The organism is Arthrobacter sp. SDR-2R (assembly GCF_057747955.1).
In genome coordinates this window covers 2812388-2835365 of the sequence record NZ_CM173231.1, presented here as the reverse complement: position 1 = coordinate 2835365, position 22978 = coordinate 2812388, and the positions used below count along the sequence as shown (strand labels likewise).

19 protein-coding genes and 1 tRNA gene are annotated in these 22978 nt (G+C 65.7%); 8 read left to right on the top strand and 12 right to left on the bottom strand.

Annotated elements, in window-relative coordinates; all coding sequences use genetic code 11:
• Nucleotides 1–110: 110 nt before the first annotated feature.
• The 4 genes from fdhA to AC3ANU_RS13150 all read right to left on the bottom strand — a co-directional run bounded on the left by fdhA (nucleotide 111) and on the right by AC3ANU_RS13150 (nucleotide 4943).
• Complete coding sequence (fdhA, locus tag AC3ANU_RS13165) at nucleotides 111–1325, bottom strand: formaldehyde dehydrogenase, glutathione-independent (protein WP_018771030.1); 1215 nt, start codon at nucleotides 1323–1325, stop codon at nucleotides 111–113.
• Nucleotides 1326–1467: 142 nt separating this feature from the next.
• Nucleotides 1468–2874, bottom strand: coding sequence for a ferredoxin reductase (locus tag AC3ANU_RS13160; protein ID WP_018771029.1), 1407 nt, complete (start codon nucleotides 2872–2874; stop codon nucleotides 1468–1470).
• Nucleotides 2871–4172 carry an aromatic ring-hydroxylating oxygenase subunit alpha gene (locus tag AC3ANU_RS13155; protein ID WP_018771028.1) on the bottom strand — a complete coding sequence of 434 codons (1302 nt, stop codon included), beginning with the start codon at nucleotides 4170–4172 and terminating at the stop codon, nucleotides 2871–2873. Before AC3ANU_RS13155 ends, AC3ANU_RS13160 begins: the two co-directional genes overlap by 4 nt.
• Nucleotides 4173–4490: 318 nt before the next feature.
• On the bottom strand, nucleotides 4491–4943 hold the full coding sequence (locus tag AC3ANU_RS13150; RefSeq protein WP_488314656.1) for a rhodanese-like domain-containing protein: 453 nt from the start codon (nucleotides 4941–4943) through the stop codon (nucleotides 4491–4493).
• 258 nt (nucleotides 4944–5201) lie between these two features.
• Between AC3ANU_RS13150 and fdh the strand changes: the two genes are divergently transcribed.
• The 3 genes from fdh to nrfD are packed head-to-tail and all read left to right on the top strand — an operon-like array spanning nucleotide 5202 to nucleotide 10627.
• Nucleotides 5202–8528, top strand: coding sequence for a formate dehydrogenase (gene fdh, locus AC3ANU_RS13145; protein WP_134165406.1), 3327 nt, complete (start codon nucleotides 5202–5204; stop codon nucleotides 8526–8528).
• Nucleotides 8529–9539, top strand: a complete 1011-nt coding sequence (locus tag AC3ANU_RS13140; RefSeq protein WP_018771024.1) for a 4Fe-4S dicluster domain-containing protein — start codon at nucleotides 8529–8531, stop codon at nucleotides 9537–9539.
• The gene (gene nrfD / locus AC3ANU_RS13135) at nucleotides 9536–10627 is read left to right on the top strand and encodes an NrfD/PsrC family molybdoenzyme membrane anchor subunit (RefSeq protein ID WP_056390125.1); all 1092 of its coding nucleotides are present in this window, start codon (nucleotides 9536–9538) and stop codon (nucleotides 10625–10627) included. The genes AC3ANU_RS13140 and nrfD overlap by 4 nt, the downstream gene beginning before the upstream one ends.
• Nucleotides 10628–10642: 15 nt before the next feature.
• Here nrfD and selD read toward each other — a convergent pair whose 3' ends face one another.
• Nucleotides 10643–11623 (bottom strand): selenide, water dikinase SelD, encoded by a 981-nt coding sequence (gene selD / locus AC3ANU_RS13130; RefSeq protein WP_144600025.1) that lies wholly within the window; start codon nucleotides 11621–11623, stop codon nucleotides 10643–10645.
• An 89-nt stretch (nucleotides 11624–11712) separates the two neighbouring features.
• Here selD and AC3ANU_RS13125 point away from each other — a divergent pair.
• The 3 genes from AC3ANU_RS13125 to selB all read left to right on the top strand — a co-directional run bounded on the left by AC3ANU_RS13125 (nucleotide 11713) and on the right by selB (nucleotide 14975).
• Nucleotides 11713–11807: transfer RNA gene (locus tag AC3ANU_RS13125), tRNA-Sec, on the top strand.
• 36 nt (nucleotides 11808–11843) lie between these two features.
• Nucleotides 11844–13175, top strand: coding sequence for an L-seryl-tRNA(Sec) selenium transferase (gene selA, locus AC3ANU_RS13120; RefSeq protein ID WP_224084444.1), 1332 nt, complete (start codon nucleotides 11844–11846; stop codon nucleotides 13173–13175).
• A gap of 3 nt (nucleotides 13176–13178) precedes the next feature.
• Nucleotides 13179–14975 carry a selenocysteine-specific translation elongation factor gene (gene selB, locus AC3ANU_RS13115; protein WP_488314655.1) on the top strand — a complete coding sequence of 599 codons (1797 nt, stop codon included), beginning with the start codon at nucleotides 13179–13181 and terminating at the stop codon, nucleotides 14973–14975.
• Here selB and AC3ANU_RS13110 read toward each other — a convergent pair.
• Nucleotides 14972–15850: a CPBP family intramembrane glutamic endopeptidase gene (locus AC3ANU_RS13110; RefSeq protein ID WP_488314654.1), complete on the bottom strand. Its 879-nt coding sequence runs from the start codon at nucleotides 15848–15850 to the stop codon at nucleotides 14972–14974. The two genes, selB and AC3ANU_RS13110, sit on opposite strands and share 4 nt — an antisense overlap.
• Before the next feature lie 229 nt (nucleotides 15851–16079).
• Between AC3ANU_RS13110 and AC3ANU_RS13105 the strand changes: the two genes are divergently transcribed.
• Complete coding sequence (locus AC3ANU_RS13105) at nucleotides 16080–16562, top strand: hypothetical protein (protein ID WP_018771018.1); 483 nt, start codon at nucleotides 16080–16082, stop codon at nucleotides 16560–16562.
• Nucleotides 16563–16644: 82 nt separating this feature from the next.
• On the opposite strand, the gene AC3ANU_RS13100 is transcribed toward AC3ANU_RS13105, so the two are convergent.
• From AC3ANU_RS13100 to AC3ANU_RS13075, 6 genes are all read right to left on the bottom strand, one after another.
• Nucleotides 16645–17442, bottom strand: a complete 798-nt coding sequence (locus tag AC3ANU_RS13100) for a sugar phosphate isomerase/epimerase family protein (RefSeq protein WP_488314653.1) — start codon at nucleotides 17440–17442, stop codon at nucleotides 16645–16647.
• Nucleotides 17439–18509 carry a zinc-dependent alcohol dehydrogenase gene (locus AC3ANU_RS13095; protein WP_488314652.1) on the bottom strand — a complete coding sequence of 357 codons (1071 nt, stop codon included), beginning with the start codon at nucleotides 18507–18509 and terminating at the stop codon, nucleotides 17439–17441. The genes AC3ANU_RS13100 and AC3ANU_RS13095 overlap by 4 nt, the downstream gene beginning before the upstream one ends.
• Nucleotides 18510–19126: 617 nt before the next feature.
• Nucleotides 19127–19360: a biotin synthase auxiliary protein BsaP gene (bsaP, locus tag AC3ANU_RS13090; RefSeq protein WP_261377334.1), complete on the bottom strand. Its 234-nt coding sequence runs from the start codon at nucleotides 19358–19360 to the stop codon at nucleotides 19127–19129.
• Nucleotides 19357–20409, bottom strand: a complete 1053-nt coding sequence (gene bioB / locus AC3ANU_RS13085) for a biotin synthase BioB (RefSeq protein ID WP_488314651.1) — start codon at nucleotides 20407–20409, stop codon at nucleotides 19357–19359. Before bioB ends, bsaP begins: the two co-directional genes overlap by 4 nt.
• A 45-nt stretch (nucleotides 20410–20454) precedes the next feature.
• A complete protein-coding gene (locus AC3ANU_RS13080) occupies nucleotides 20455–20958 on the bottom strand; it encodes a hypothetical protein (protein ID WP_488314650.1) in 504 nt (167 codons plus the stop codon).
• A gap of 559 nt (nucleotides 20959–21517) precedes the next feature.
• Entirely contained in the window at nucleotides 21518–22033 is a 516-nt protein-coding gene (locus tag AC3ANU_RS13075; RefSeq protein WP_018771013.1) for a hypothetical protein, read from the bottom strand.
• Nucleotides 22034–22154: 121 nt separating this feature from the next.
• On the opposite strand from AC3ANU_RS13075, the gene AC3ANU_RS13070 reads away from it, so the two are divergent.
• On the top strand, nucleotides 22155–22907 hold the full coding sequence (locus tag AC3ANU_RS13070; protein WP_018771012.1) for a lytic transglycosylase domain-containing protein: 753 nt from the start codon (nucleotides 22155–22157) through the stop codon (nucleotides 22905–22907).
• Nucleotides 22908–22978 lie beyond the last annotated feature (71 nt).

Genomic DNA, 22978 nt, shown 5'->3' with positions numbered 1-22978 from the left:
CCGCAGGCGGCGGGGGAGCGATACCGGACAGGGGGAGCGGGTCCGCCGGTGACGAACCGGCGGACCTCACACGAGGTAGCCTGCCCAGGCAGCCCGCTTCCTGCCCGGATCTAGTTGCTGAGGTAGCCGTTCGGGTCCAGGACGTACTTTGTGGCCGCTCCGGCATCGAATTCCGCGTACCCCCGCGGTGCATCATCCAGCGCTATGGCTGTGGCGTTGACCGCCTTGGCGATCTGGATCTTGTCATGCAGAATCGCCATCATCAGTTGCCGGTTGTACTTCATCACCGGGCACTGGCCGGTCGCGAAGGAGAGGGACTTTGCCCAGCCAGTGCCCAGGGACAGGGACAGTGAACCCTTCTGGGCCGCCTCGTCCGCGGCGCCCGGGTCTCCGGTGACGTAAAGGCCGGGAATGCCCACGGACCCGCCGGCGGCGGTGAGGTCCATCAACGAATTGAGCACGGTGGCCGGCGCTTCCTTGGCGCCATGCCCGTGCCCGCGGGCCTCGAAACCGACTGCGTCAATACCGGCATCGACCTCCCGAACGCCGAGGATCTGCTCGACCTGGTCGGCCGGGTCGCCGTTGGCCACGTTGACCGTTTCGCAGCCAAAGGACCGGGCCTGGGCGAGACGATCCTCATTGAGGTCCCCTACGATGACCACGGCGGCCCCCAGCAGCTGGGCGCTTGCGGCCGCGGCAAGTCCTACGGGTCCGGCCCCGGCAACATAGACGGTTGACCCGACGCCGACACCTGCCGTGACGGCGCCGTGAAATCCGGTGGGGAGGATGTCGGAGAGCATGGTCAGGTCCAGGATCTTCTCCAGGGCCTGGTCGCGGTCGGGGAACCGCAACAGATTCCAGTCGGCATAAGGGACCAGGACGTACTCCGCCTGCCCTCCGACCCAGCCGCCCATGTCGACGTAGCCGTAAGCGGATCCTGGGCGGTCCGGGTTCACGTTCAGGCAGATCCCGGTCTTGCGCTCCTTACAGTTCCGGCAGCGCCCGCAGGAGATGTTGAACGGGACCGAGACGATGTCCCCGACCTTGATGAACTCGACGTCGGGCCCGGTCTCGATGACTTCCCCGGTGATCTCGTGACCCAGGACCAGGCCGGCGGGGGCGGTCGTGCGGCCGCGAACCATGTGCTGGTCCGACCCGCAGATGTTGGTGCTCACGGTGCGCAGGATGACGCCGTGCGGGACCTTCCGGCCGACGTTGACGGGATTGACTCCGGGGCCGGCCTTCAGTTCAAAGGTGGGGTAGGGGGTATCGATGATTTCGACAATCCCGGGTGCCTTGTACGCAACGGCTTTGTTGGCTGACATGGGCATGGCTCCTATGGTTGGTGTTCGAATTGGCGCGGAAGGCCTGACGCCGGCTGCATCAGACCTTCCGTGGGGCAAGAGTTGTCAGTTTTCGTGAAGCAAGGGGGGTGGATTGAGGTGCCGGGCGGGCCGGACCGAGCGGCTAGGCGTCGATAACCATGTCGGTCAGCGCGGTTGAACAGCAGGGTAGGAACTTGCCTGCAGTGATCTCACGTGCCCGGATCCCGCCCTGGTGGTTCATCTCCACCTCGCCGGAAAGCTTGACGACTTTGCAGGAGCCGCACATACCCTCCTTGCAGTTCGCGCCGATCCGGACGCCTGCACGCTGGGCCACTCCGAGGATGTGTTCGTCCGGGCCGATCCGCACATTGATGCCCGTCCGCATGAAGGACAACGTGAGGCTGCCCGTTCCCACAGTGTCAAAGCTGGAGGCGTCGGGGGACGCGGCCTCCGGTTCCGCATCTGATCCGCCTTCGGCGGCCGCCGGGCCCGGGTCGACCGTTTCCAGCGGCAGCCCCGTGGCCTTCAAGGTTCCCTCGTCGTCGTAGCCGGGCTCGTAGAGCCCGAACGCGCTGGGCTGGCTTTCGAAGTAGTCCTCGGCGGAATCGGCGATTTCCTCGGCGATCTCCTCCGCGATGTCCGAAGCGAGCGCGATTTCTGCCTGGTATTCAAGGAGTGTCTGGCGATCCCCCGAGAAGAACTCCATGTAAATGGAGGTGTCGTCGACGCCGACCTTCTTAAGCAGCTCGGTGGCGGTGTTCAGGTAACCTTCCGGGCCGCAGGCGTACACCTGGCGGCCGTTGGCATCAGGAGCGACCTCGTCGATCATGGCCGAGGACAGCCTTCCGCTGAAGCCATCCCACTCCTCGGGCCGGCCGCGGTCGCCAAGGGCGTAGAAGACCTTGACGCGCGAGTCCACCGACGCAATGTAGGCCAGTTCACGGTGGAAGGCAAAGCCGCCGGCTTCCGCTCCGTGGTAGAGCACTACCACATTGGCCGTACCGGGCAGCGAGTGGATGGTCCGCAGCATCGACATGATCGGAGTGATGCCCGCGCCGGCAGCCAGGAAGAGGTACCGTGCGCGCCGGTCGGCATCGGGCAGGTGGAATGCCCCCACGGGTCCCAGCATGTCCAGGACGGTGCCGGGTTTGACGTTGTCATGCACCCACGGTGAAACCAGTCCGCCGGGATCGCGCTTAACGGTGACGCTGAAGGTCCAGGGTTCCGTGGGTGAGCTGGAGATTGAGTAGCTGCGGTCCACGGGTTCCTGGTCCTCGCCGTTCACGGGAAAGGCGATATTCACGTACTGGCCGGCCCTGAATGCCAGGGGTGCGCCGTCGCAGCGGCGGAACACGAAGGTCATCATGCCCCCGGCCTCGGGTACGGTCTCCACACATTCCGCCATGAACTCCTGCGGATGCCAGGGACCCAAAGCACGTGCAGCGCGGGCGGGTGCCTCGGCGCTGCCCATTACCCTGTTCCACGGCATCTCAAGGCCACGGATGCGTTGGGGTTCCTGGACTACCGTTTCAGTAAGGAGTTCCGTCATGCCAAGTGCTCCTGAACGCGCTGAACGTACCAGTTGATGAAGGCCTCCACCTGGTATTCGCTCTTCATGTAGGGGCCGGGCTGGTAGGCAGGGCTGCCGGCACCCTTCTGGCACAGCTCCACGAACGCCTTGTCCTGCAGGTTTGTCTGCTTCCAGGTGTAGGTGAGCTTGTCCAGGTCGTAGTCGACGCCTTCTTCCGCGTCGTCCGCCACGAGCCAGGTGGTTCGCACCAGCGACTGGTGTTCGTTGATGGGGAAGACACCGAAGGTGATGACGTGGTCCCCAAGGAAATGGAACCAGCTGTTGGGCTGCAGGTGCATCGAGCAGCGGCCAAGGCGGAAGTCCGGAAGGTCGCCAAGCAGTTTCTTGGAAAGCCTGCGTCCGTCGGGCGAGAACGATTCGCCCTCGCCGTCGAGCGATTCCCGTGAGATGCGGATTCCCGCGATGCGCGTGTCGAGCTCCTCGACCACCTCGTATGGAAGGCCGTAGCGGCGGCAGCGCTCCTCGAGCGATGACTGTGCGTTCTTGTTGCGGTCCCACACTTCCTCAAGGTGCGTCGGGATCAGCCCCTCCGTGAGGCCCCAGGTGGGAAAGAGGGAGCAAGCGAGTTCGGGGTGGCCGTCACAGTGGTAGCACTCCCGGTTGTTCTCCATGACCAGCTTCCAGTTGCCCTCTTCGATGATGTTCTGCTGGTAGGCAATCTTCGTCTTCGACAGATCGTGGGGCGCGAGGTAGGGCTCAAAGATCTTTGCGGTTTCATCGAAGTCCGTCGGCGGCACGTCCGCGATGCAGACGAAGATCAGTCCTGCCACCTCCCGGCCGTGGGCGCGCTTGAGGCCGAAGCAGCTCTTGTCGAACTTCGTTTCCCCCGGGGCCGAGGCGTGGATCAGGTCGCCGCTGGGCGAGTAGGTCCAGGAGTGGTAGCCGCAGACCAGGTTTCCCGTTGATCCCGTGGATTCCGTCAGGACGCGGGCGCCGCGGTGCCGGCACACGTTGTGCAGTACGTTCACGCCGCCGTCGTCGTTGCGCAGCACGATCAGGGAATAGGGCCCGTAGTCGACAGTGACGTAGTCGCCCGGTTCCGGCAGTTCGGCAGTGCTGGCGGCAAAGATCCAGTGCTGCCCGAAAATGGCCTCCATGTCGATGTTGAAGATCGTCGGGTCCGTGTAGAAGGGGGCATCGAGGGAATATCCCGTGCGCCGGAACTCGAACAGTTCGGTGATTTCCGCCAGTTGCTCGGCAGGCAGGGATGCAGCGAGTTTTCCACGCTTGAGGGGGACGTTCACTGAAGCAGTCATGTTGGGTTTCCTCCCGGGAGGGCTGGCTGGTGTGCGATTCGTGGCGACCACAGAGTTGGAGGCGGCAACCGGCGTTGCCGCAACTTTGCAGTCATAAAGGTTGGGGAGGATCGACCTGCACCAATGCGTCCGTCGGGGACGTCCCTGTTCGCGCTGTACGCAACATCGATCACCATATGCAACAGTGTGACTCGTGCCACGCAGGGTGTCAATCTATTAATTGACACCGCCAAAAACTACGAAAAAACGTGCTGACTGGACCCGGGCGCGCATCAGCTAAGGCGTGTGAAATCCGGTTGGACGCTGGCCCGGGGCCGGTTACTCACTGCTTTGGTTGCGCAACGCCGCCCACGCCTGGAAACCGCCGATCAGGTCGGTGGCACGGATCAGCCCCAGCCTCTGCAGGGTGTGCGCAGCGAGGCTGGAACTGTAGCCCTCGTTGCACACAACCACGATGCGGCGGGCGGGGTCGTCAGCGATCGGGAGCCGGTGGGCGCTGGAAGGATCGAGCCGCCACTCAAGAACGTTGCGGTCGATCACGACGGCTCCCGGAAGTTCGCCGTCCCGGTCCCGCTGATCCACGGGCCGAATGTCAACAACAAGGGCGCCCGCTGCCATTTCCCGCTCAAGATCCGAAGGGTGGACACGCACGAGCCCGCTGCGGCTCTCTTCCAGTAACTGGTCGACCGTAAAGGCCGCGGGGGTGCCGCCCGCATGCGAACCGCGTTCGCCGCCTTCAACACCGTCGTCGGAGTTATCAAACTGGTTCAAAATTCTCTCCCTTTACCTTCTGATGCGTCCATCGTTCCACCATGAAGCTGAACGCGGGGCGGTCGGACCGGGGCGAATGTCTTTTTGCGTCCGCCTGGGGGAGGGGGCACCGGCGGAAGGTGCACGACGGCGGTGCGTCCCGTCGTCGTGCTCCTTGACTTTTGTGGGGACTACTTGAATTTCGGCGCCGTAGTTTCTGCGGAAGACACGCGAACGCTGTCCTGTTGCTTTCGCGGCGCTTCGGGATATGCTCCACAAATGGCACCGCGAAGTTTCCTTCAATGGCCGGTCATCCGTCAATTGTCGACGGGGGATCTGCTGGGCCGTGGGCCCGCTGTCACCTCGGCCAAGACCCAGGCCATTGCCCCCCGCACAGCTACTGCTGACCGCGTTGTCCAGAGCGTCTGCCCCTACTGCGCCGTGGGTTGCGGACAGCGTGTCTACGTCAAGGACGAAAAGGTCATCCAGATCGAAGGCGATCCGGACTCACCCATCTCGCGCGGCCGCCTGTGCCCCAAGGGTTCTGCCAGCGAGCAACTGGTCAATTCACCAGGCCGGCAGACCAAGGTGCTTTACCGTGCGCCGCGCTCCAGGGAGTGGGAACACCTGGATTTGGCCACGGCCGTCGAGATGGTGGCGGACCGGTTCATCGAAACGCGCCGCAGGACGTGGCAGCAGGAGGACGACCAGGGCCGGCTGCTTCGCCGCACCATGGGCATTGCTTCGCTGGGCGGCGCAACCCTGGACAACGAAGAAAACTACCTGATCAAGAAGCTCTTCACGGCTGCAGGGGCGGTGCAGACCGAGAACCAGGCCCGCATATGACACTCCGCCACGGTTCCCAGTTTGGGAGCCTCGTTTGGACGCGGTGGTGCAACGCAGTCACTGCAGGACATGGCCAACGCCGATTGCATCGTTATCCAGGGTTCCAACATGGCCGAGTGCCATCCCGTGGGATACCAGTGGGTAGCGGAGGCTAAAGCCCGCGGAGCCAAGGTCATCCACGTTGACCCCAGGTTCACGCGGACGTCGGCAGTGTCGGATAAGCACATTCCCATTCGTGCAGGCTCCGACGTGGTTCTCCTTGGTGCGCTCATCAACTATGTCCTCACCAATGACCTGTGGTTCAAGGAGTACGTCAGCGCGTACACCAACGCCGCCACGCTGGTCCATGAGGATTACCGCGACGCCGAGGACCTGGGTGGGCTGTTCTCCGGCTTTGATCCGGAGAAGCGCGCCTACGACACGTCATCGTGGGCCTATGCGGAAAAAGGGGACGGTGCCATCGATGAGCCCGGGCCAGGTTCGGAACACGGAGCCGATGCCACGGCCCGCGCCGCCGGCCACGCCTTTGGCAGCGGCGGACCACCTTTGGAGCACGCCGAAGTGCAGCGCGACGACACCCTCCAGGACCCGCGGACTGTTTTCCAGATCGTCAAGCGGCACTACGCCCGCTACACCCCGGAGATGGTCCAGGACATGTGCGGGATCGACGCCGCGGACTTCGAGTACCTGGCGCGCTCCATCACGGAAAACTCCGGGCGCGACCGCACGACGTGTTTCGCCTACGCCGTCGGCTGGACCCAGCACTCCCTTGGGGCTCAGTTCATCCGGGCCGCCGCCATCCTGCAGCTTCTGCTCGGGAACGTCGGACGCCCCGGTGGCGGGATCATGGCCCTGCGTGGCCATGCCAGCATCCAGGGCTCAACGGACATCCCCACCCTTTTCAACCTTCTGCCCGGGTACCTGCCCATGCCCAGCGCCGGACGCCATGACAGCCTTGAGGAGTACCTGTCAGTCATTGGCTCGAAGCAACAGAAGGGTTTTTGGGCTGATGCCGACGCCTACACCATCAGCCTCCTAAAGGCCTGGTGGGGTGAGGCTGCCAACGCGGACAACGACTGGGCTTACGACTATCTCCCGAGACTGACGGGGGCCCACGGAACGTACGAGACAGTAATGGGCATGCTCGAGGACGAAGTTGAGGGCTACTTCCTTCTCGGCCAGAATCCTGCAGTGGGTTCGGCCCACGGCCGGATGCAACGCCTGGCCATGTCGCACCTGAAGTGGCTGGTGGTGCGTGACTTGAACCTCATCGAGTCGGCCACGTGGTGGAAAGACGGTCCGGAAATTGAATCCGGGGAGCTGCGCACCGAGGACATCGAGACCGAAGTGTTCTTCCTGCCTGCCGCAACCCACGTTGAGAAAGCCGGCTCTTTCACCCAGACCCAGCGCCTGCTGCAGTGGCGGCACCAGGCGGTGTCGCCGCCGGGGGAGTGCCAGAGCGAGCTGCAGTTCTTCTTCGAACTGGGCCAGCGGATCCGGGAGAAACTGGCCGGGTCGCAGGACGAACGGGACCGTCCGCTGCTGGACCTCACTTGGGACTACCCCACGGACGGGCATGGCGAACCTGATGGTGAAGCCGTGCTGGCGGAAATCAACGGCCGCCACCTGGACGGCCCGGATGCGGGCAAGCCGCTCTCGGCATACACCGAACTGCGCGCCGACGGATCCACGGCGGCCGGCTGCTGGATCTACACCGGCGTGTACGCTGACGGTGTCAACCACGCCGCCAACCGGAAGCCGGGCAAGGAACAGGGGCCTGCGGCCCCGGAATGGGGCTGGGCATGGCCGGCCAACCGCCGGATCCTCTACAACCGCGCGTCGGCTGATCCGGCCGGCAACCCGTGGAGCGAGCGGAAGAAATACATCTGGTGGGACCAGGAACAGGGTAAGTGGGTCGGAGACGACGTGCCGGACTTCCCGGTTGACCGGGCACCTGGCAGCAAACCCGATCCCTCTGTCGGTGGTCCAGCCGCACTCAGCGGTGATGATCCCTTTATCATGCAGGCAGACGGCAAAGGCTGGTTGTTCGCGCCGAAGGGCCTCATGGATGGACCCCTTCCCACCCATTACGAGGCGCAGGAATCACCGGTGGCGAACGCGCTTTATCCGCAGCAGCAAAGTCCTGCGCGGCTGGTGTTCCCCCGCGCGGACAACCTCAGCGCACCGAGCGCCGGCACCAGCGGGGCAGACGTCTACCCGTTCGTCTTCACCACATATCGGCTCACGGAGCACCATACGGCGGGTGGGATGAGCCGCTGGCTCCCATACCTGTCGGAGCTCCAGCCGGAGATGTTCTGCGAGGTCTCGCCTGAACTGGCCGCCGAGCGCGGACTTGAGCCGTACGGGTGGGCCACGATCATTTCGCCGCGCTCCGCCATCGAGGCGAAGGTTCTTGTCACGGACCGGATGAGGCCCCTGGCTGTTGGCGGCCACACCGTGCATCAAATTGGGCTGCCCTACCACTGGGGCGTCGGCAGCAATGCCGTGGTCAGTGGTGACGCGGCCAACGACCTGCTGGGTGTGACCCTGGACCCCAACGTCCAGATCCAGGAGTCCAAGGTGGCTTCGTGCGATATCCGTCCGGGCCGCCGTCCGCGGGGGAAGGAACTGCTTGCCCTGGTTGCGGAGTACCAGGCCCGGGCAGGAGTGACCATCGAGACGGGGAACAGCGCCGTCACCAATCCGACGGCGGAAGGCAACAAACCCGCCCCGCATACCGATCCCACAACGGAGGACTAGATGGGCCAGCTGTCCGGACCGACCGACCCCACCGCCGATGCCCACTGGGAACACAACCATCCGCGCAAGGGATTCTTCACCGACACCTCGATCTGCATCGGCTGCAAGGCCTGCGAAGTTGCCTGCAAGGAATGGAACCACAACCCGCAGGACGGAAACCTCGAGTTGCTGGGGTCTTCCTACGACAACACCGGATCCCTGGGCGCCAGCACCTGGCGGCATGTGGCGTTCATTGAGCAAGGCCAGGAACGCATTACCGAGGCCCGGGAATCCGGGCGGGCCCTGGTCAATTTGGGCATGCCCCGCATTGGTCCTCCCGCCACGGCAGGGTCCGCAGCGACCGATCTGGCAGAGGCCGACACGACGCCCCCGGACACGGCAGACTTCCGATGGCTGATGTCCTCCGACGTCTGCAAGCACTGCACCCACGCCGGATGCCTTGACGTCTGTCCCACGGGGGCCCTTTTCCGTACCGAATTCGGCACCGTGGTGGTCCAGGACGACGTCTGCAACGGCTGCGGAACCTGCGTGGCCGGGTGCCCCTTCGGCGTGATCGAACGCCGCAGCAATGGCACGGTGAAGGTGGCCGGCCAGCGGGACGAGCAGCACGAAAAGCATCCCGCCGACCCCAACGTGGGCGTGGCCCAGAAGTGCACGTTGTGCTACGACAGGCTGGTGGCCGATGAGACGCCCGCGTGCGCCAAGGCATGCCCGACGACGTCCATCAAGTTCGGCGACCACGACGACATGGTGGAAACAGCCCGGGAGCGGGTGGCCCACCTGCACGCGCAAGGCCTCACCGAAGCGCGGCTCTACGGTGCGAACGAGAACGACGGCGTCGGTGGAACGGGATCGGTCTTCCTGCTGCTGGATGAGCCCGAGGTGTACGGGCTCCCGCCGGACCCGCGCGTCCCCACAGCCGACCTGCCGCAGATGTACCGGCGGGCAGGCATGGCTGTAGCGGGCATGGCCGCGGCTGCAGCATTGGCTTTCCTGGGAGGACGGGCGTGACCCTTTCGGAATTCGACAGCTTCCGGCCGGCGGAGCGTGCCCGGCGCCGCCGGCAGGACGGCAAACCCGGCCTGCGCCGCCGCAGGGACAACGGGGACGGTTCCCGCGAAGTGCCCATGGTCCCGGAGCCTGAATTCACCTCTTACTACGGCCGCCCCGTCGTAAAGCCCGCGCCGTGGGGCGATGACGTTGCCATCTACCTGTTCCTGGGCGGCGTGGCAGCAGGCTCGGCGCTGCTTGGCCTCGGCGGCCAGTTGACCGGACGGCCGATACTTCGCCGGAATGCCCGGCTGGGTGCCTTGGCCGCCGTGAGTGCCGGCGCCGTCGCGTTGGTGAAGGACCTGGGCAGGCCGGAGCGTTTCCTGCATATGCTGCGGACCTTCAAAGTGACCTCGCCGATGAGCGTGGGCTCCTGGATCCTCAGCGCCTTCAGCGCAGGTGCGGGTGTTGCCGCAGTGGCCGAAATCGACCGGATGAGCGGAAACCGGCTGCCGCTGGGACCCTTGCGCAGGGTGCTGCAGGCCGTGGAAGGACCGGCGGGCGTCGAGGCTGCGGTGTTCGCCGGACCATTGGCGGCATACACAGCTGTCCTGCTTGGCGACACCGCCACCCCCACCTGGAACGCTGCGCACGAGGAACTGCCGTTCGTCTTCGTCAGTTCGGCGTGCCTCGCTTCTGCCGGGCTCGCCATGGTCACCACGCCGGCCCGCGAGACCGGTCCCGCCCGCAAACTCGCGGTGCTTGGCGTCGTGGGCGACGTGCTTGCCATGAAGATCATGGAGCGCCGGATGGATCCGGTGGCAGCCGAGCCCCTTCATCAGGGCAAGGCAGGCACCATGCTGAAGTGGAGCGAGCGGTTGGCAGTCGCCGGCGGCCTGGGAACCGTGCTGGGTGGCCGCAACCGCGTCGCAGCTGCCGCTTCGGGGGTGGCGTTGCTGGCCGCTTCTGCACTGACCCGGTTTGGCATCTTCGAAGCGGGGCTGGCCTCTGCCAAGGACCCGCGGTACACCATCGAACCGCAGAAGGCCCGGCTCGCAGCCCGCCGCGCAGCCGGCGTAACCGGCGACGCGATCACGACCGCCAGCTGACCTGGCCGCCAGGCATCAGCGGATCCTGATGCCCCGGCCGGCAGTGGTGTGGCCGATGACGGGGTGCCCTGGCAGCTCGCCGACCACCAGCAGCCCGCCGGAAGTCTGGGCATCGGCAAGCAGCAGCAGGTCGTCTTCGGTGATGCCCGGTGCGGTCTGCAGGTGCGGCCGCACCCAGTCGAGGTTGCGCCGGGTCCCGCCGGAGACAAAGCCGTCGCGCAGTGCCTCGCGGGCTCCATCAATCAGCGGTACCGCCTTCAGGTCGATCACTGCGCCCACTTCCGATGCCCGGACCATCTTGTGAAGATGGCCAAGCAGGCCAAAACCCGTGACGTCCGTTGCTGCCCGGACGCCGGCGGCCACCGCTGCCTCGGACGCGTCGCGATTGAGACCCACCATGGTCGCTATCGCCTCGGCAAACACTTCACCGGTCGCTTTGTGCCGGTTGTTGAGAAGCCCGACGCCGATCGGCTTTGTCAGCGTGATGGGCAGGCCCGGCCGGGCGGCGTCGTTGCGCAGCAGCCGGTCCGGGTGCGCGACGCCGGTGACGGCCATGCCGTACTTGGGTTCCGGATCGTCGATGGAGTGTCCGCCAAGCACCGGGCAACCGGCCTCCGACGCCACACTAAGCCCGCCGCGGAGGACCTCCGTCATCAGCTCCATTGGCAGGACGCCGCGGGGCCAGCCCACCAGGTTGATGGCCGTGACCGGCCGGCCGCCCATTGCATAGATATCCGAGAGCGCATTGGCGGCGGCGATCCGGCCCCAGTCAAAGGCATCGTTGACAACGGGAGTGAAGAAATCCGCCGTGGTAAGAACCGCGAGGTCGTCCCGCACCAGGACGGCCGCCGCGTCGTCGCCACTGTCCAGGCCAACCAGCACCTCTGCGCCCGGCTGGCCGATGAGGCCACGGACGGCATCTTCGAGCTCACCCGGCGGGATCTTGCAGGCACAGCCTCCTCCGTGGGCGTAGTCGGTGAGCCGAAGGGCGCCCACGGCGCCCTCATCAAGTTGCTGGACTGACGTCTGGGCCTCATTCACCCGCCTAGCGTACCCCCGTGAATCGACCTGCTATATTGAGGCGCGGTGGCGTCCGGGTCCTGGTGGGCCCCCCGGTCTTCAAAACCGGTGCGGCTGAGCATCTCGGCCTGGCGGGTTCGATTCCCGTCCGCCACCGCCAACTTTCGGCAGTGAATGCCGCGATATGAGGAGGGCTGTGGACCACGTCGATCCCCGCCGCCTGATTCCCCGCACGGACGACCTGCTGGCACTGCCGCCCGTCCGCGAAGCCCGGTCACGGCTGAGTGAGCGTGTGATCCGCGAACTCGTCCGGGACATCCAGGACCAGGCCCGGCGCGGTGACCTTCCTCCCGGCCAGGTGGAGCCAGTCCTGCTGGCCGCCGTCGCTGACCGCAAGGCAACAACCCTCCGCCCGGTGCTGAACGCCACCGGGGTCATCGTCCACACCAACCTGGGGCGGGCACCCCTTTCCGCGGCCGCGGTCGAAGCTGTTATCGCAGCCAGCGGCTACGTTGACGTGGAACTCGACCTGGCTGACGGAAACCGCTCCCGCCGTGGCGCCGGGGCCCGGGCGGTACTGCTCGCCGCCTGTCCCGCCGCTGAGGACGCACTGGTGGTCAACAACGGAGCAGCGGCGCTGGTACTGGCCACTACAGCCCTGGCCGCCGGCCGGGACGTGGTGGTGAGCCGCGGCGAACTCGTTGAGATCGGTGCAGGCTTCAGGCTCACCGACCTGATGGAATCGACAGGGGCAAGGCTTCGCGAGGTGGGCACCACCAACCGGACCCACCTGCACGACTACGCAGCGGCCCTCGGCCCCGATACGGGCTGCGTGCTGAAGGTCCATCCGAGCAACTTCCGGGTAGACGGTTTCACTTCCGCTGTTCCGCTGCATGAACTGGCCCCGCTGACGCAGGCACACGGAGTACCGCTCGTGGCCGACCTTGGCAGTGGACTGCTGGCACCCGACCCGCACCTCCCTGATGAACCTGATGTTGCCTCCGCTTTGGCGGCCGGGGCCGACGTCGTCATCGCCAGCGGCGACAAACTTCTCGGCGGACCCCAGGCGGGCCTGCTGCTGGGCCGCAAGGAGGTCATCACCCGGTTGGCCCGCCACCCGCTTGCCCGGGCCGTCCGGGCCGACAAACTTGCCCTCGCTGCCTTGGAGGCGACCGTGGCCGGCGGAATGCCGCCCGTCGTACAGGCGCTGCACGCCGACGTCGGGCAATTGCGGCGCCGCACGGAACGGCTGGCCCAGGAACTCGGGGCAGCGGTGGTGCCGCATGACGGCAGGGTAGGCGGCGGGGGCGCCCCCGGTTTTGCCTTGCCCGGGTGGGCGCTCCGGCTCCCCGAAGGACTGGCGCGGCTCCTGCGTACCGGCGATCCCGCCGTGCTTCCGCGCGTCCACGACGGTTCCTGCCTGATCGATCTGCGGTGCGTGCCCGCCGCGGACGACGACCGGATTCTCGAGGCCATTCGGCAGGCGCTGGCAGCCCTCGAGGCTGCGGATGCAGGCAGGGCGGGCTGAACCGTGCACGTCGTTGCCACGGCCGGTCACGTCGATTCCGGCAAGAGCACCCTTGTCCGCGCCCTTACCGGCATGGAGCCGGACCGCTGGGACGAAGAACGGCGCCGCGGGCTGACCATCGACCTGGGTTACGCCTGGACCACGTTGCCGTCCGGGCAGGACGTTGCGTTCGTCGACGTCCCCGGCCACGAGCGTTTCCTGGGCAACATGCTTGCCGGCATCGGACCCGCGCCGGTGGTGTGTTTCGTCGTCGCCGCCGACGAAGGCTGGCAGGCCCAGTCGAGTGACCACCGGGACGCCGTGGCGGCGCTGGGCATCGAGCACGGTGTGGTGGTCCTCAGCCGCGCGGACCGGGCGTCCAGCCAGCGGGTGGCGGACGTCCTGGCACGCGCCCGGGTGGAGCTGGCCGGGACTGGTCTGAGGGATGCCCCGGCCGTTGCCGTGTCCGCCATCGACGGCACCGGCCTGGCTGAGCTGCGTTCAGCGCTCGACGGCGTCCTGGCCAGTGTGCCCCAACCCGCCACAGATGGGCGGGTCCGGCTGTGGGTGGACCGGTCGTTCACGATCACCGGTTCCGGCACCGTGGTGACCGGAACGCTGGCCGCAGGAACGATCGTCCAGGGGGACCGGCTGGGCCTCTTTGGTCACCTTGGTTCCCGGTCCGTCGTCGTCCGCGGCCTGCAAAGCCGCGACACCTCGTACACCTCGGTGGCGCCAGTCAGCCGTGTGGCCCTCAACCTGCGCGACGTTTCCGCCACGGACATCCGGCGCGGTGATGCGCTGCTCACCCTCGATGCCTGGCCCACCACCGGCGTCGTGGGCATCCAACGGACCACCGGTGTGGCGTATACGGATGTGCCGGAGCAGCTCATGGTCCATGTTGGCACCGCGTCCGTGCCGGCCAGGCTGCGTCCTTTCGGCGCCGACCACGCTAGGCTCGTCCTCGACAGGCACCTGCCTCTCGTCCTGGGCGACCGGCTGGTGCTGCGCGACCCCGGAAGCCGCTCTGTGCTGGGCGGGGCACGCATCCTCGACGCCGATCCACCGGCCTTGCGGCGGCGCGGAGACGGCGCCCACTGGGCCCAGCGGCTTGCAGGCATGGACCCGGCGGGTGACGTGCTGGGGGAGGTGGCAGCCCGCAAAGCCGTGCAGGTGGAGCATCTGCGCCGGCTCGGGCTGTTGTCCGGGCAGGACCCGGAAGGGCCGTCCGGCGTGCAGGTCATCGACGACTGGTGGGTGCACGCTCCTGTCCTTGAGGCCTGGCAGCACCAGCTTCGCAACGCAGTCCAGGCGCTGCAGGAATCCGATCCCTTGGCGCCGGGCCTTTCCATGGGGGCAGCCCGCAACCTGCTTCGCCTGCCCGACGAGAAGCTGCTTTCCCATGTCATCCGTGGGGCCGCCCTGGAACAGGACGCAGGCCACATCCGGCTGCCCGGCAGCCGGGGCCACCTTGGCCCCATCGAACCGGCAATTGCCGAGCTGGAGCGCAGGCTCACCACGCATACGTTCCAGGCCCCGGAATCCGAGGAGCTGGCCGCGCTGGGTTTGGGCACGCGGGAGCTGGCTGCTGCAGAACGCTCGGGCCGCCTGCTGAGGCTGCGTGACGGCGTGGTGCTGCTGCCAACGGCGCCGGCCCTTGCGATGCGAACCCTAGCCGGCCTGGAGCAGCCCTTTACCACCAGCCAGGCGCGCCAAGCCCTCGGAACGACGCGCCGGATAGCGGTTCCACTGCTGGAACACCTCGATTCGCGGGGGTGGACCCAGCGGTTGGACGCAGGCCACCGCAAGGTGGTGCGCTAAGGGTTTGCGTCCCGAAGTCGACGGGCTTTGACGAGGAAGACAACCGCAACAATCGTCCAGAATGCAGCACCCCAAAGCAGTGCCGGCATCAGGACCGCCATCCCGGTCGCCGTACCTGATGCCATGAAAGAGTTGATGAACGCCCCTGCCGAAAGCGGCGCGTGCATGAGCATCGCCAGCGGGAGGCTCCCTGTCCGGTCGTAGACCCACACCATCAGCACCCGGAATGGGGGCAGCCAGGCAAACAGGAACACCGCCACGATAACCGCGTTTGGTATAGCTCCTGAAGGGTCAGTGCTGTCCGCGAACATCGGGTAGTGCCAGGTTCCCCACAGCAGGGCCATGATGAGGCCAGTCAAAAGAATGCCGTAACGCCTACGGAGTCTGGGCAGGGCAAAGCCCGTCCAGCCAAGCTCTTCCAGGATGCCGACCGCGAGCCCGACCAGGAGGCCGCCCAGGATAATGGCCGCTGTCCCCTCCAGTGTGGTCGTGCCCGCGTAGTAACCCGGAAACATCATCGAGACCATGGCCGCCGTCGTAGCCATGACGATCGGGCCAGTAAGAAGGGCGAAAAGGTACCACCGGGGGCCCACCCGCCATTGGCGCAGCCGGGTCCCGAGTTCCCGAAGCCCTGTTCGGCCGTATAGAAGGGCGGTAAGGGAAACGCCGGCTGCGGCGGGCCCTGCCGGGAGCGCCGCCGCGGCCCAGGTTACGGTTAGGTGCCCTGCACTGAGAATGGCAACCATTCCGCCCCAGGAGATGAAAAATGCGAGGAGGTAGAAAACAGGCAAGGGATGGCGCCTCGTGAACGAGGAGAACCCCTTGCCGGCGGCGCCCGAAACGAGCGGCACTCCGGGCTGTGGTTGCGTTGTCATGGGGACCCTCCTGCCTGACCAAACGCGCGCCCGCCGGTGACCCGGGAGCTGCTACCCCCAACTCCCAGCGTGATAGTGCAGGCAATGGCGGAGTAGGGGCTTTGGTCATGGCACCCTGTACCTCTGGAGCGCCGGGACGCCCCGGAGACCTGTCTTGGTTCCAAAGACCCTGTTTGGGCACTTCTCCGCGCCCTAGTCTGTCGTCATCCATTACATCAAGGAGGCATCCATGCGCAGAGCAGCAATGACTGAAACCGAGCGGGTCCATCATCTCTCCGAGAACCTCATGGGCCAGCTGGCCAGAGGCAGGGAATGGGCCACGCCTGGTGTGCAGGCTGCGCTTCAGCGGGCGGTGGCCGGGCTGGATGCAGGCATCGAGACCGCTTCTCCCCGCCTCCAGGCGCTGTTGCGCCGGTTGGCCGATGAGCTTGCCGGGGGTGTGGAGACACTGACGCCACGGGTCCAGGGACAGCTTAAGCGCGTTGGCCCGAAACCGGCCGGACGAGCCAAGAGACGCGGCCCGGTGAGGTCCCGGCAGCCGGCCTTCCGGATGTGGTGGTGGATCGCAGGGCTCGTAGCGTTGGCGGCCGGGGCAGCAGTCTGGCGCTCAATGCAGGCGTCCAAGGAAGAGACGGTGCGTTCGGACAGTTCGCAGGACATGAGCGGTGCGGATGCGAATGTCGACGCAGATCTTGCCTCGGGACGGATGTAGGAGGGCGTTCAGCGGCGGCAAGAAAGCATCGTTCTACAAAGGCGCCGGCCACCGATGGATTATCCCCCGGAAGGCCAGCGTCTCAGAGGAAGCGTCTGAGCAGTTCCGGGACTCGGGGCAGGACCAGTTCAGGGGGACCGGAAAGCCGGGACTCGAGGGCCACTGTTCCCTGGTACCCCATGGCCTTGAGGGCGGCGCCGATCCGAGCCCAGTCGATGTGGCCGGCGCCCGGTTCCAGTCGATTGGAGTCGCTGGCCTGGACGTGGCCGACGAAAGCGCCCGCTGCCTCCAGGGCCGCTGCGGGATCTGCTTCTTCAATGTTCATGTGATAGGTGTCTGCGGCAAGCTTGACCGAACCGAGTCCGACTTTCCGCAGCAGTTCCACGCCCTTGGCGAGTGTGTTGACCATGTGGTCTTCGTACCGGTTCAAGGGTTCCAGGTAGAGTTCTACGCCTTCGCGCGCGGCGTGCCCGCCAAGTTGACCGAGAACATCAACAAGCACGGCCGTGTCCTCCTCCTGGGTTCGCGGCGGAATGAACGGGGGAAGGCGTTTTGAAAACATGCCGTAGGAGGCCGGGGTTACGGCGCCCCGGCCCCCCAGCTCGGCCATGACACTTAGCTGGGATCGAAGTTGAACCACGGCGTCCCGACGGAGGGCCTCGTCAAAGTCTCCGATGAAGTGAAGCATGTCCACGCATACGGTGGGCATGACCACTCCGTTCTTCCGTGCGCGCCGAAGCTCGGACAGACGGTTCTGGAAACCCAGGTCGCCTTGGGCGCGGAGCTCAATTCCGTCGAAGCCCCAGGCAACGGCTCTCTCAAATTTCTCCTCCAGGCAGCTACCGGGCAGGTGCTGCTCTTGTACGGTGAGCGGGATCATCGGAACTCCAAAACTGTCTGAAGGGCAGACTCGGGATTGTTATCCAACAGCTCGTAGGCCTTGGCAGCATCTGCGATGTCGAACCGGTGGGTCACCAGCGAGGCTGCATCCAGGGCGCCGGACGCGATCGAAGCGATCACTGTCTGTTCCAGGCGGGGAACGCTCCACCGGGTGCGCAGCCGGTTTGGGACCGAACCGATTTGCGAGGCGAGTATCTGGACCCGGTTGTTGTGGAACTCTTCTCCCAGGCGGAGAGGTGCCGCGCCGCCCTGGTAAAAGCCGGCAGCAACCACTGTGCCATCGGCACCCACGGCCCGCGTGGCCTCGTGGAGGGCGCGGTAGTTCCCGCTGAGTTCAATGGCGCAATCGCACCCCATGCCGCCGGTAAGTTCGCGAATCCGGGCTGCGGGATCCGGGTCCGGCGCCAAGGCTTCCTCCGCACCCCAAGCGAGTGCCTTGTTTTGGCGCACCCTGATTCCGTCAACTGCGATCACCGTCGCGCCGTTCAAAACGGCGAAGCGGGTGGCCAGCAGGCCGATGACGCCCTGGCCAAAAATGGCAACCGTCGAACCCACCCCCAGGTCAGCTGCCAGGACGGCGTTCAGGGCTATCGCTCCCACCCGCACAAATACGGCAGCGAGCGGGTCCATGCCCTCGGGCAGTTGGTGACCGGCCACGGTTTTTGCCAGCAGGATAGCCTCGGACTGGTGCCCCCAAATGCCCCAGACGGTGTCTCCGACTTTGACAGGCCGGCCGGCGTCCTTCCCCTCATCGACCGGGTCGGGCACGGCAGCAACCTCCACGACCTCTCCGACCTCCGAGTATCCCCACCCGTCCAGGGGGTAGCCAAGCCGCGGTTCACGTAGATCCTGCTGGAACAGGCGGATCCCGGGATCCCATTCGGAGGTCAGGTAGGGATTAGTGCCCCGGTACGCGGTCATCTCGGTCCCGGCCGAGATACCCGAAAACAGGGTGCGGACCCGAACCTCTCCGGGCTGGAGGGCAACGCTCTGGCCCTCGATGATCTCTACTTTGCCGGGGCCTGCAAAGCGAAGAAGGCGGTACACGGCTTATCTTCCTTGAGGCGATTTGGTGCCTGGGACCATGGCGGTGCTTTCAGTATGCAAGGGTCCAGCGCGGCGCTGCTTTCGAGACAGTGATCAGATGTGGGGGGTATTGCCTCGGCCCCGTGCCCGCCGCCGGCTTACCCTCCGGGGGTGTGGAGCGGCACGGTTTCGGCGCATGCGGCTGTGCCATGGCCTTGCATGAAGGTGGACCGTGGTAGACGGCGCTGACGCCACCAGGGTGGATCCGCTCCTTCGGCGGCGAAGATGGACGATCACGAGGACGGTCAGGCCGATCCAGGCGAACGCAACGCCGATGACAAGGAGCACTGTCGGAATCGTGTCCACTGCGGCACTTCCTCAGGAAGCAGGGGTTTGCTGGTTCACGTAAAGAACGGGGTCATTGGCGTGGTGCCTCTGTACCCGGACGCACCACGGGCGGTCCCATGCCATGGTGGGGTCCGGGGTGGCTGCTGACGCGCAGGATCCTGCAGCGGGTGGGGGATAGGGGTGATGTCACAGCGGCCTCCGGCTGAGCTGAGCGGGGCCTGCTGCTGGACTTAGTTGAGGTATAGCGCGGTGCCACACCATAGTCAATAGACGTGGACGAAGCCCCCGGCTCAGGCCACCACCACGCCGTGCCGGGAACACTCCGCTGTCCAGCCAAGCGGCGTCACCTGTACTTTCATCCGGCGCCCGCAGGCGGCGCAGTACCGCGGCGGTTCCATTGCCATGCGTTCGCCGCAGCGTTGGTGGGCGTACGACGGCGGGTGGTTGCCGCCGTCGAACGCCTCGCCGCAGTGCCCGCAAAAGTTCCCGGCGGCTGAATGCATGGAGGGAAAAGCTCTCTTCACAGCGTTTTCTGAAGTTCCTTGATGGGCATGTTGAGGTCCACGAGCAGGTTCAGGTCTGCGGTGGCAGGGCGGCCGAGGGTGGTGAGGTAGTTGCCCACGATGACGGCGTTGATGCCCCCGAGCAGGCCATCGCGGGTGCCGAGGTCGCCGAGGGTGAGTTCGCGGCCGCCGGCGTACCGAAGAACGGTGCGGGGCATGGCCAGGCGGAAGGCGGCGATGGCGCGGAGGGCGTCCTTGCCCTCCATGATGCCTTGGCTCTCCAGCGGGGTTCCAGGCCGGGGATTGAGGAAGTTGAGCGGCACTTCGTGGGGTTCCAGGGCTGCGAGCTGGGCGGCCAGTTCAGCCCTCTGCTCCAGGCTTTCACCCATTCCGATAAGGGCGCCGCAGCACAGTTCCATGCCGGCGTCCTTGACCATGGCGCAGGTCTGCAGCCGTTCCTCATAGGTGTGGGTGGTGACGACTTCGGGGAAGTAGCTGCGTGCCGTTTCCAGGTTGTGGTTGTAGCGGTGCACCCCCCACTCCTTGAGCTGGTCCACTTGGCGCTGCGTCAGCATGCCCAGCGAGCAGGCGATGTTGATGTCCACTACCTGGGTGATGCGGTCGATGGCGAACTTGATCTGGTTCATCAACTTGATGTCGGGCCCCCGGACGGCAGCGACGATGCAGAACTCCGTGGCCCCGGTGGCGGCTGTCTCCTTGGCGGCCTTGACCAGTTCCGGGATATCCAGCCACACGCCACGGACGGGGGAGTCAAAGAGACCGGACTGGCTGCAGAAATGGCAGTCCTCCGGGCAGCCGCCGGTCTTGATGGAGATAATGCCCTCTACCTCCACTTCCTCCCCGCAGTGGCGGAGCCGTACCTGGTGGGCCAATTCAAGGGCGCTTGGAAGTGCCTCATCCGGGAGCCGGAGGACCTCTTCGAGCTGGGCCTGGTTCAGGCCGATGCCGTCCCCGAGAACCTGCCGGCGGGCGGTTTCCAGGATTGCGCAGCCTCCGCCCGCGGTGGTCCCGGTGCTGCCGACGCTGGGAAGGTTTGCCTGGATGGTCATTAATTGGTCCTTTGCGTCTACATGGAATATGCCTCACAGCAGACGCTAGTTCTCCCTGGGCGACTCGATTTTGGAGGAGTCCAACAAAGAATCCGGTGACGGGCCCAACGATGACGCGCCGGGACCGGTGACACGTACTCCGCCCACCGCCCCTGTCCACGGCGTATCGCCCGGAACGGGCAGCACCAGATGCGCAAAAACGTACCCCTGCTCAAGTGGGAGGACCCTGGACGTGGCCCCTGCGCACTTCAGGCACAGCTCCACCGGCTGAAAGGGGGCGCCGGGATGCTCCTGCCCCACGGAGACCACAGCGCCGGAACCACCCACGCAGGCTACGGTCACGGTGTACAGCCCAGCCGCCGGCACCTTCGCCATCGTGCCAAACCCCCTGACGGGGCCATCCAGGGGTCCTTCCTCGAAAAGGAGCGCAGGCCCGGGTACTGCCTTAAGAAGCCGGTCCAGCTCAGCATAGTTTCCCACCTCGCGCTCCAGGACGAGCGGGTCAACGTAGGGGGCAGGGGAATCAGCGACTGGGGACGGGCTCGTCATGGGACTCTGCACAGTCTCTTTGTACTCATACGCGCAGCCGGCGGTTCCCCAGGCCACAATCGGCAAGCAAAGGGTGAAAGCAAGACCACGCTGCCTGTCCTTCATTCCCACCTTTCCATGGTCGCCATGCCCGCGTTTCAAGGCAATGGTCCGGTCACTGGCAGCACCTTCGCGGCGGGAGGCCGTGGGGGTTCTTGGTCGACAGCCGACAATGAAGCCAAGCTCAAGATTGAAACAATAAATCCCTGTAGTGGACAAAATATCTTCCCCGTGGCCGCAGGGCTTCCTAAAGTGGCCGTACAGCTACGACTTGGGGGACAGTCCCCCAATTGACCAGGCCAAGGGGGGCCGCATGAGCACAAGCAATCCGCCGGCCGCCAAGGACGAACATACGGTGACGCGGCCGGTGCCCGCTCCACCTGTGGGGCCCTTGGCAAGACCCGGCACGGTTCAACAGACCTCGCGTTCCAGCAGGCGGGAACATGAGGTACAGCGCCTGATCCGCGACCTTGCCGTCCTTGCAGACAACCATCGCGCGCAGGTTTCGTAAACCGCCTGCTTAGCTCCCGGAACCTGTTCCGGTCCTGTGGAGGATGTCATCCACCACGCTCTGGAGTGGTGCAGTAGCGTCGATCGCAATGGCACCGGACGGGATTTCTTCCCGTGTTCCGTGAAGGCGTTCTATGAGCTTCCGTTCAGCCTGGCGCCCTCCCCACTCGTCCTTTGGGCGCGCATCAAGCCGCCGGCGAAGCGTTTCGAGGTCCACCTCAAGAACGAACACCGCGTCAAAAAGCTCAATGAACTTTGAGAGATTCCTGGATCCGCCGCAGAAGAACGTCACCGCCTCCCGCCGGTCTTCGGTGAGGGCCTTCACGTCGTCCACCCTCCAGAGATGGTGATGGTGCACGGAGACGCCGGTGATGCCGGCGAGTGGTTCACCGGTCTCAGGATCGCCTTGATAGGCCAGTTCGCGGTCACCGTTGATTGCGTGATAACCGCGCCGGCGCAACTCGTCGCAGACAGCGGTCTTGCCGGTTCCTGAGCCGCCTTCGATGAGGTAGTTCTTCCTGCCCATGCCTGATGGTACCGATACTGCGTGCTGAAGAAGATGGATCCGACGATGTTCCCGGGCGCTGCATGGTGGGTTGGGAACCGGCTCGTCATTCAGCCCTCGCGGTTGATGGTTTGATTAGTCAGTGCTCCGTGTAAAACGCTTTGTTGTTTTCAGCCTGTTTGTCGTTTGCATCAGCACTGCTGTCTCCTTCTGGCTCATCCGGCAGCCAGGCGCGGACGCCCGGGTGGCCTTTTCCGCACCGCCGCGGGCAGGGGCAACTTTCGCACTCGGCCCCGCCGGCATCGACACCGCCGTCAACGTAACACGCAGCCCGGACGCCCAGTGGCTGCTGGAGGCTTCCACCCAGACCGGTATCCCTGCCCGGGCCCTGCGGGCCTACGTTGGTGCCGCCGCCACCGCCAATGACGCCACCCCGATGTGTCGAATCGGCTGGAATACTCTGGCTGCTGTCGGCTTCGTCGAATCAGCCCATGGAACCTATGGCGGCGGCCGCCTGGACAGCAACGGCCATGCGAGCGGGCCCATCGTGGGACCAAGCCTTAACGGCGATGGATTCGCCGCCATCGCGGATACGGATGGCGGCGCCCTTGACGACGACGCCCGGTGGGACCACGCGGTGGGGCCGATGCAGTTCATTCCCTCCACGTGGCGGCTTGCAGGAAGGGACGGGAACGGGGACGGAACAGCGGACCCGTCCAACATCGACGACGCCGCCCTCAGCGCGGCCACATATTTGTGCGCCCACGGCCGGGACCTCACAACCCCGCAGGGGTGGGCAGACGCCATCCACTCCTACAACCAGTCCGATGCCTACATCCGTCAGGTGCGGGCCCAGGCGACCGCTTACGCCGCAGAAACGGGCACCCCCGAATGATGCCGGGCGGCTGGCGGTCGCAGTGCCGGCTTCAGGTGCATACGGGGTCTCCCCGTGGACTCGGCCGTCCG

What these genes read in the sequence shown, in the direction of transcription:
- AC3ANU_RS13140 (WP_018771024.1), top strand. Translation starts at nt 8,529, where the DNA reads ATGGGCCAGCTGTCCGGACCGACCGACCCCACCGCCGATGCCCACTGG.
- AC3ANU_RS13155 (WP_018771028.1), bottom strand. Translation starts at nt 4,172, where the DNA reads ATGACTGCTTCAGTGAACGTCCCCCTCAAGCGTGGAAAACTCGCTGCA.
- bioB (WP_488314651.1), bottom strand. Translation starts at nt 20,409, where the DNA reads ATGACCATCCAGGCAAACCTTCCCAGCGTCGGCAGCACCGGGACCACC.
- AC3ANU_RS13075 (WP_018771013.1), bottom strand. Translation starts at nt 22,033, where the DNA reads ATGGGCAGGAAGAACTACCTCATCGAAGGCGGCTCAGGAACCGGCAAG.
- AC3ANU_RS13160 (WP_018771029.1), bottom strand. Translation starts at nt 2,874, where the DNA reads ATGACGGAACTCCTTACTGAAACGGTAGTCCAGGAACCCCAACGCATC.
- fdhA (WP_018771030.1), bottom strand. Translation starts at nt 1,325, where the DNA reads ATGTCAGCCAACAAAGCCGTTGCGTACAAGGCACCCGGGATTGTCGAA.
- AC3ANU_RS13100 (WP_488314653.1), bottom strand. Translation starts at nt 17,442, where the DNA reads ATGATCCCGCTCACCGTACAAGAGCAGCACCTGCCCGGTAGCTGCCTG.
- AC3ANU_RS13080 (WP_488314650.1), bottom strand. Translation starts at nt 20,958, where the DNA reads ATGACGAGCCCGTCCCCAGTCGCTGATTCCCCTGCCCCCTACGTTGAC.
- AC3ANU_RS13105 (WP_018771018.1), top strand. Translation starts at nt 16,080, where the DNA reads ATGCGCAGAGCAGCAATGACTGAAACCGAGCGGGTCCATCATCTCTCC.
- AC3ANU_RS13110 (WP_488314654.1), bottom strand. Translation starts at nt 15,850, where the DNA reads ATGACAACGCAACCACAGCCCGGAGTGCCGCTCGTTTCGGGCGCCGCC.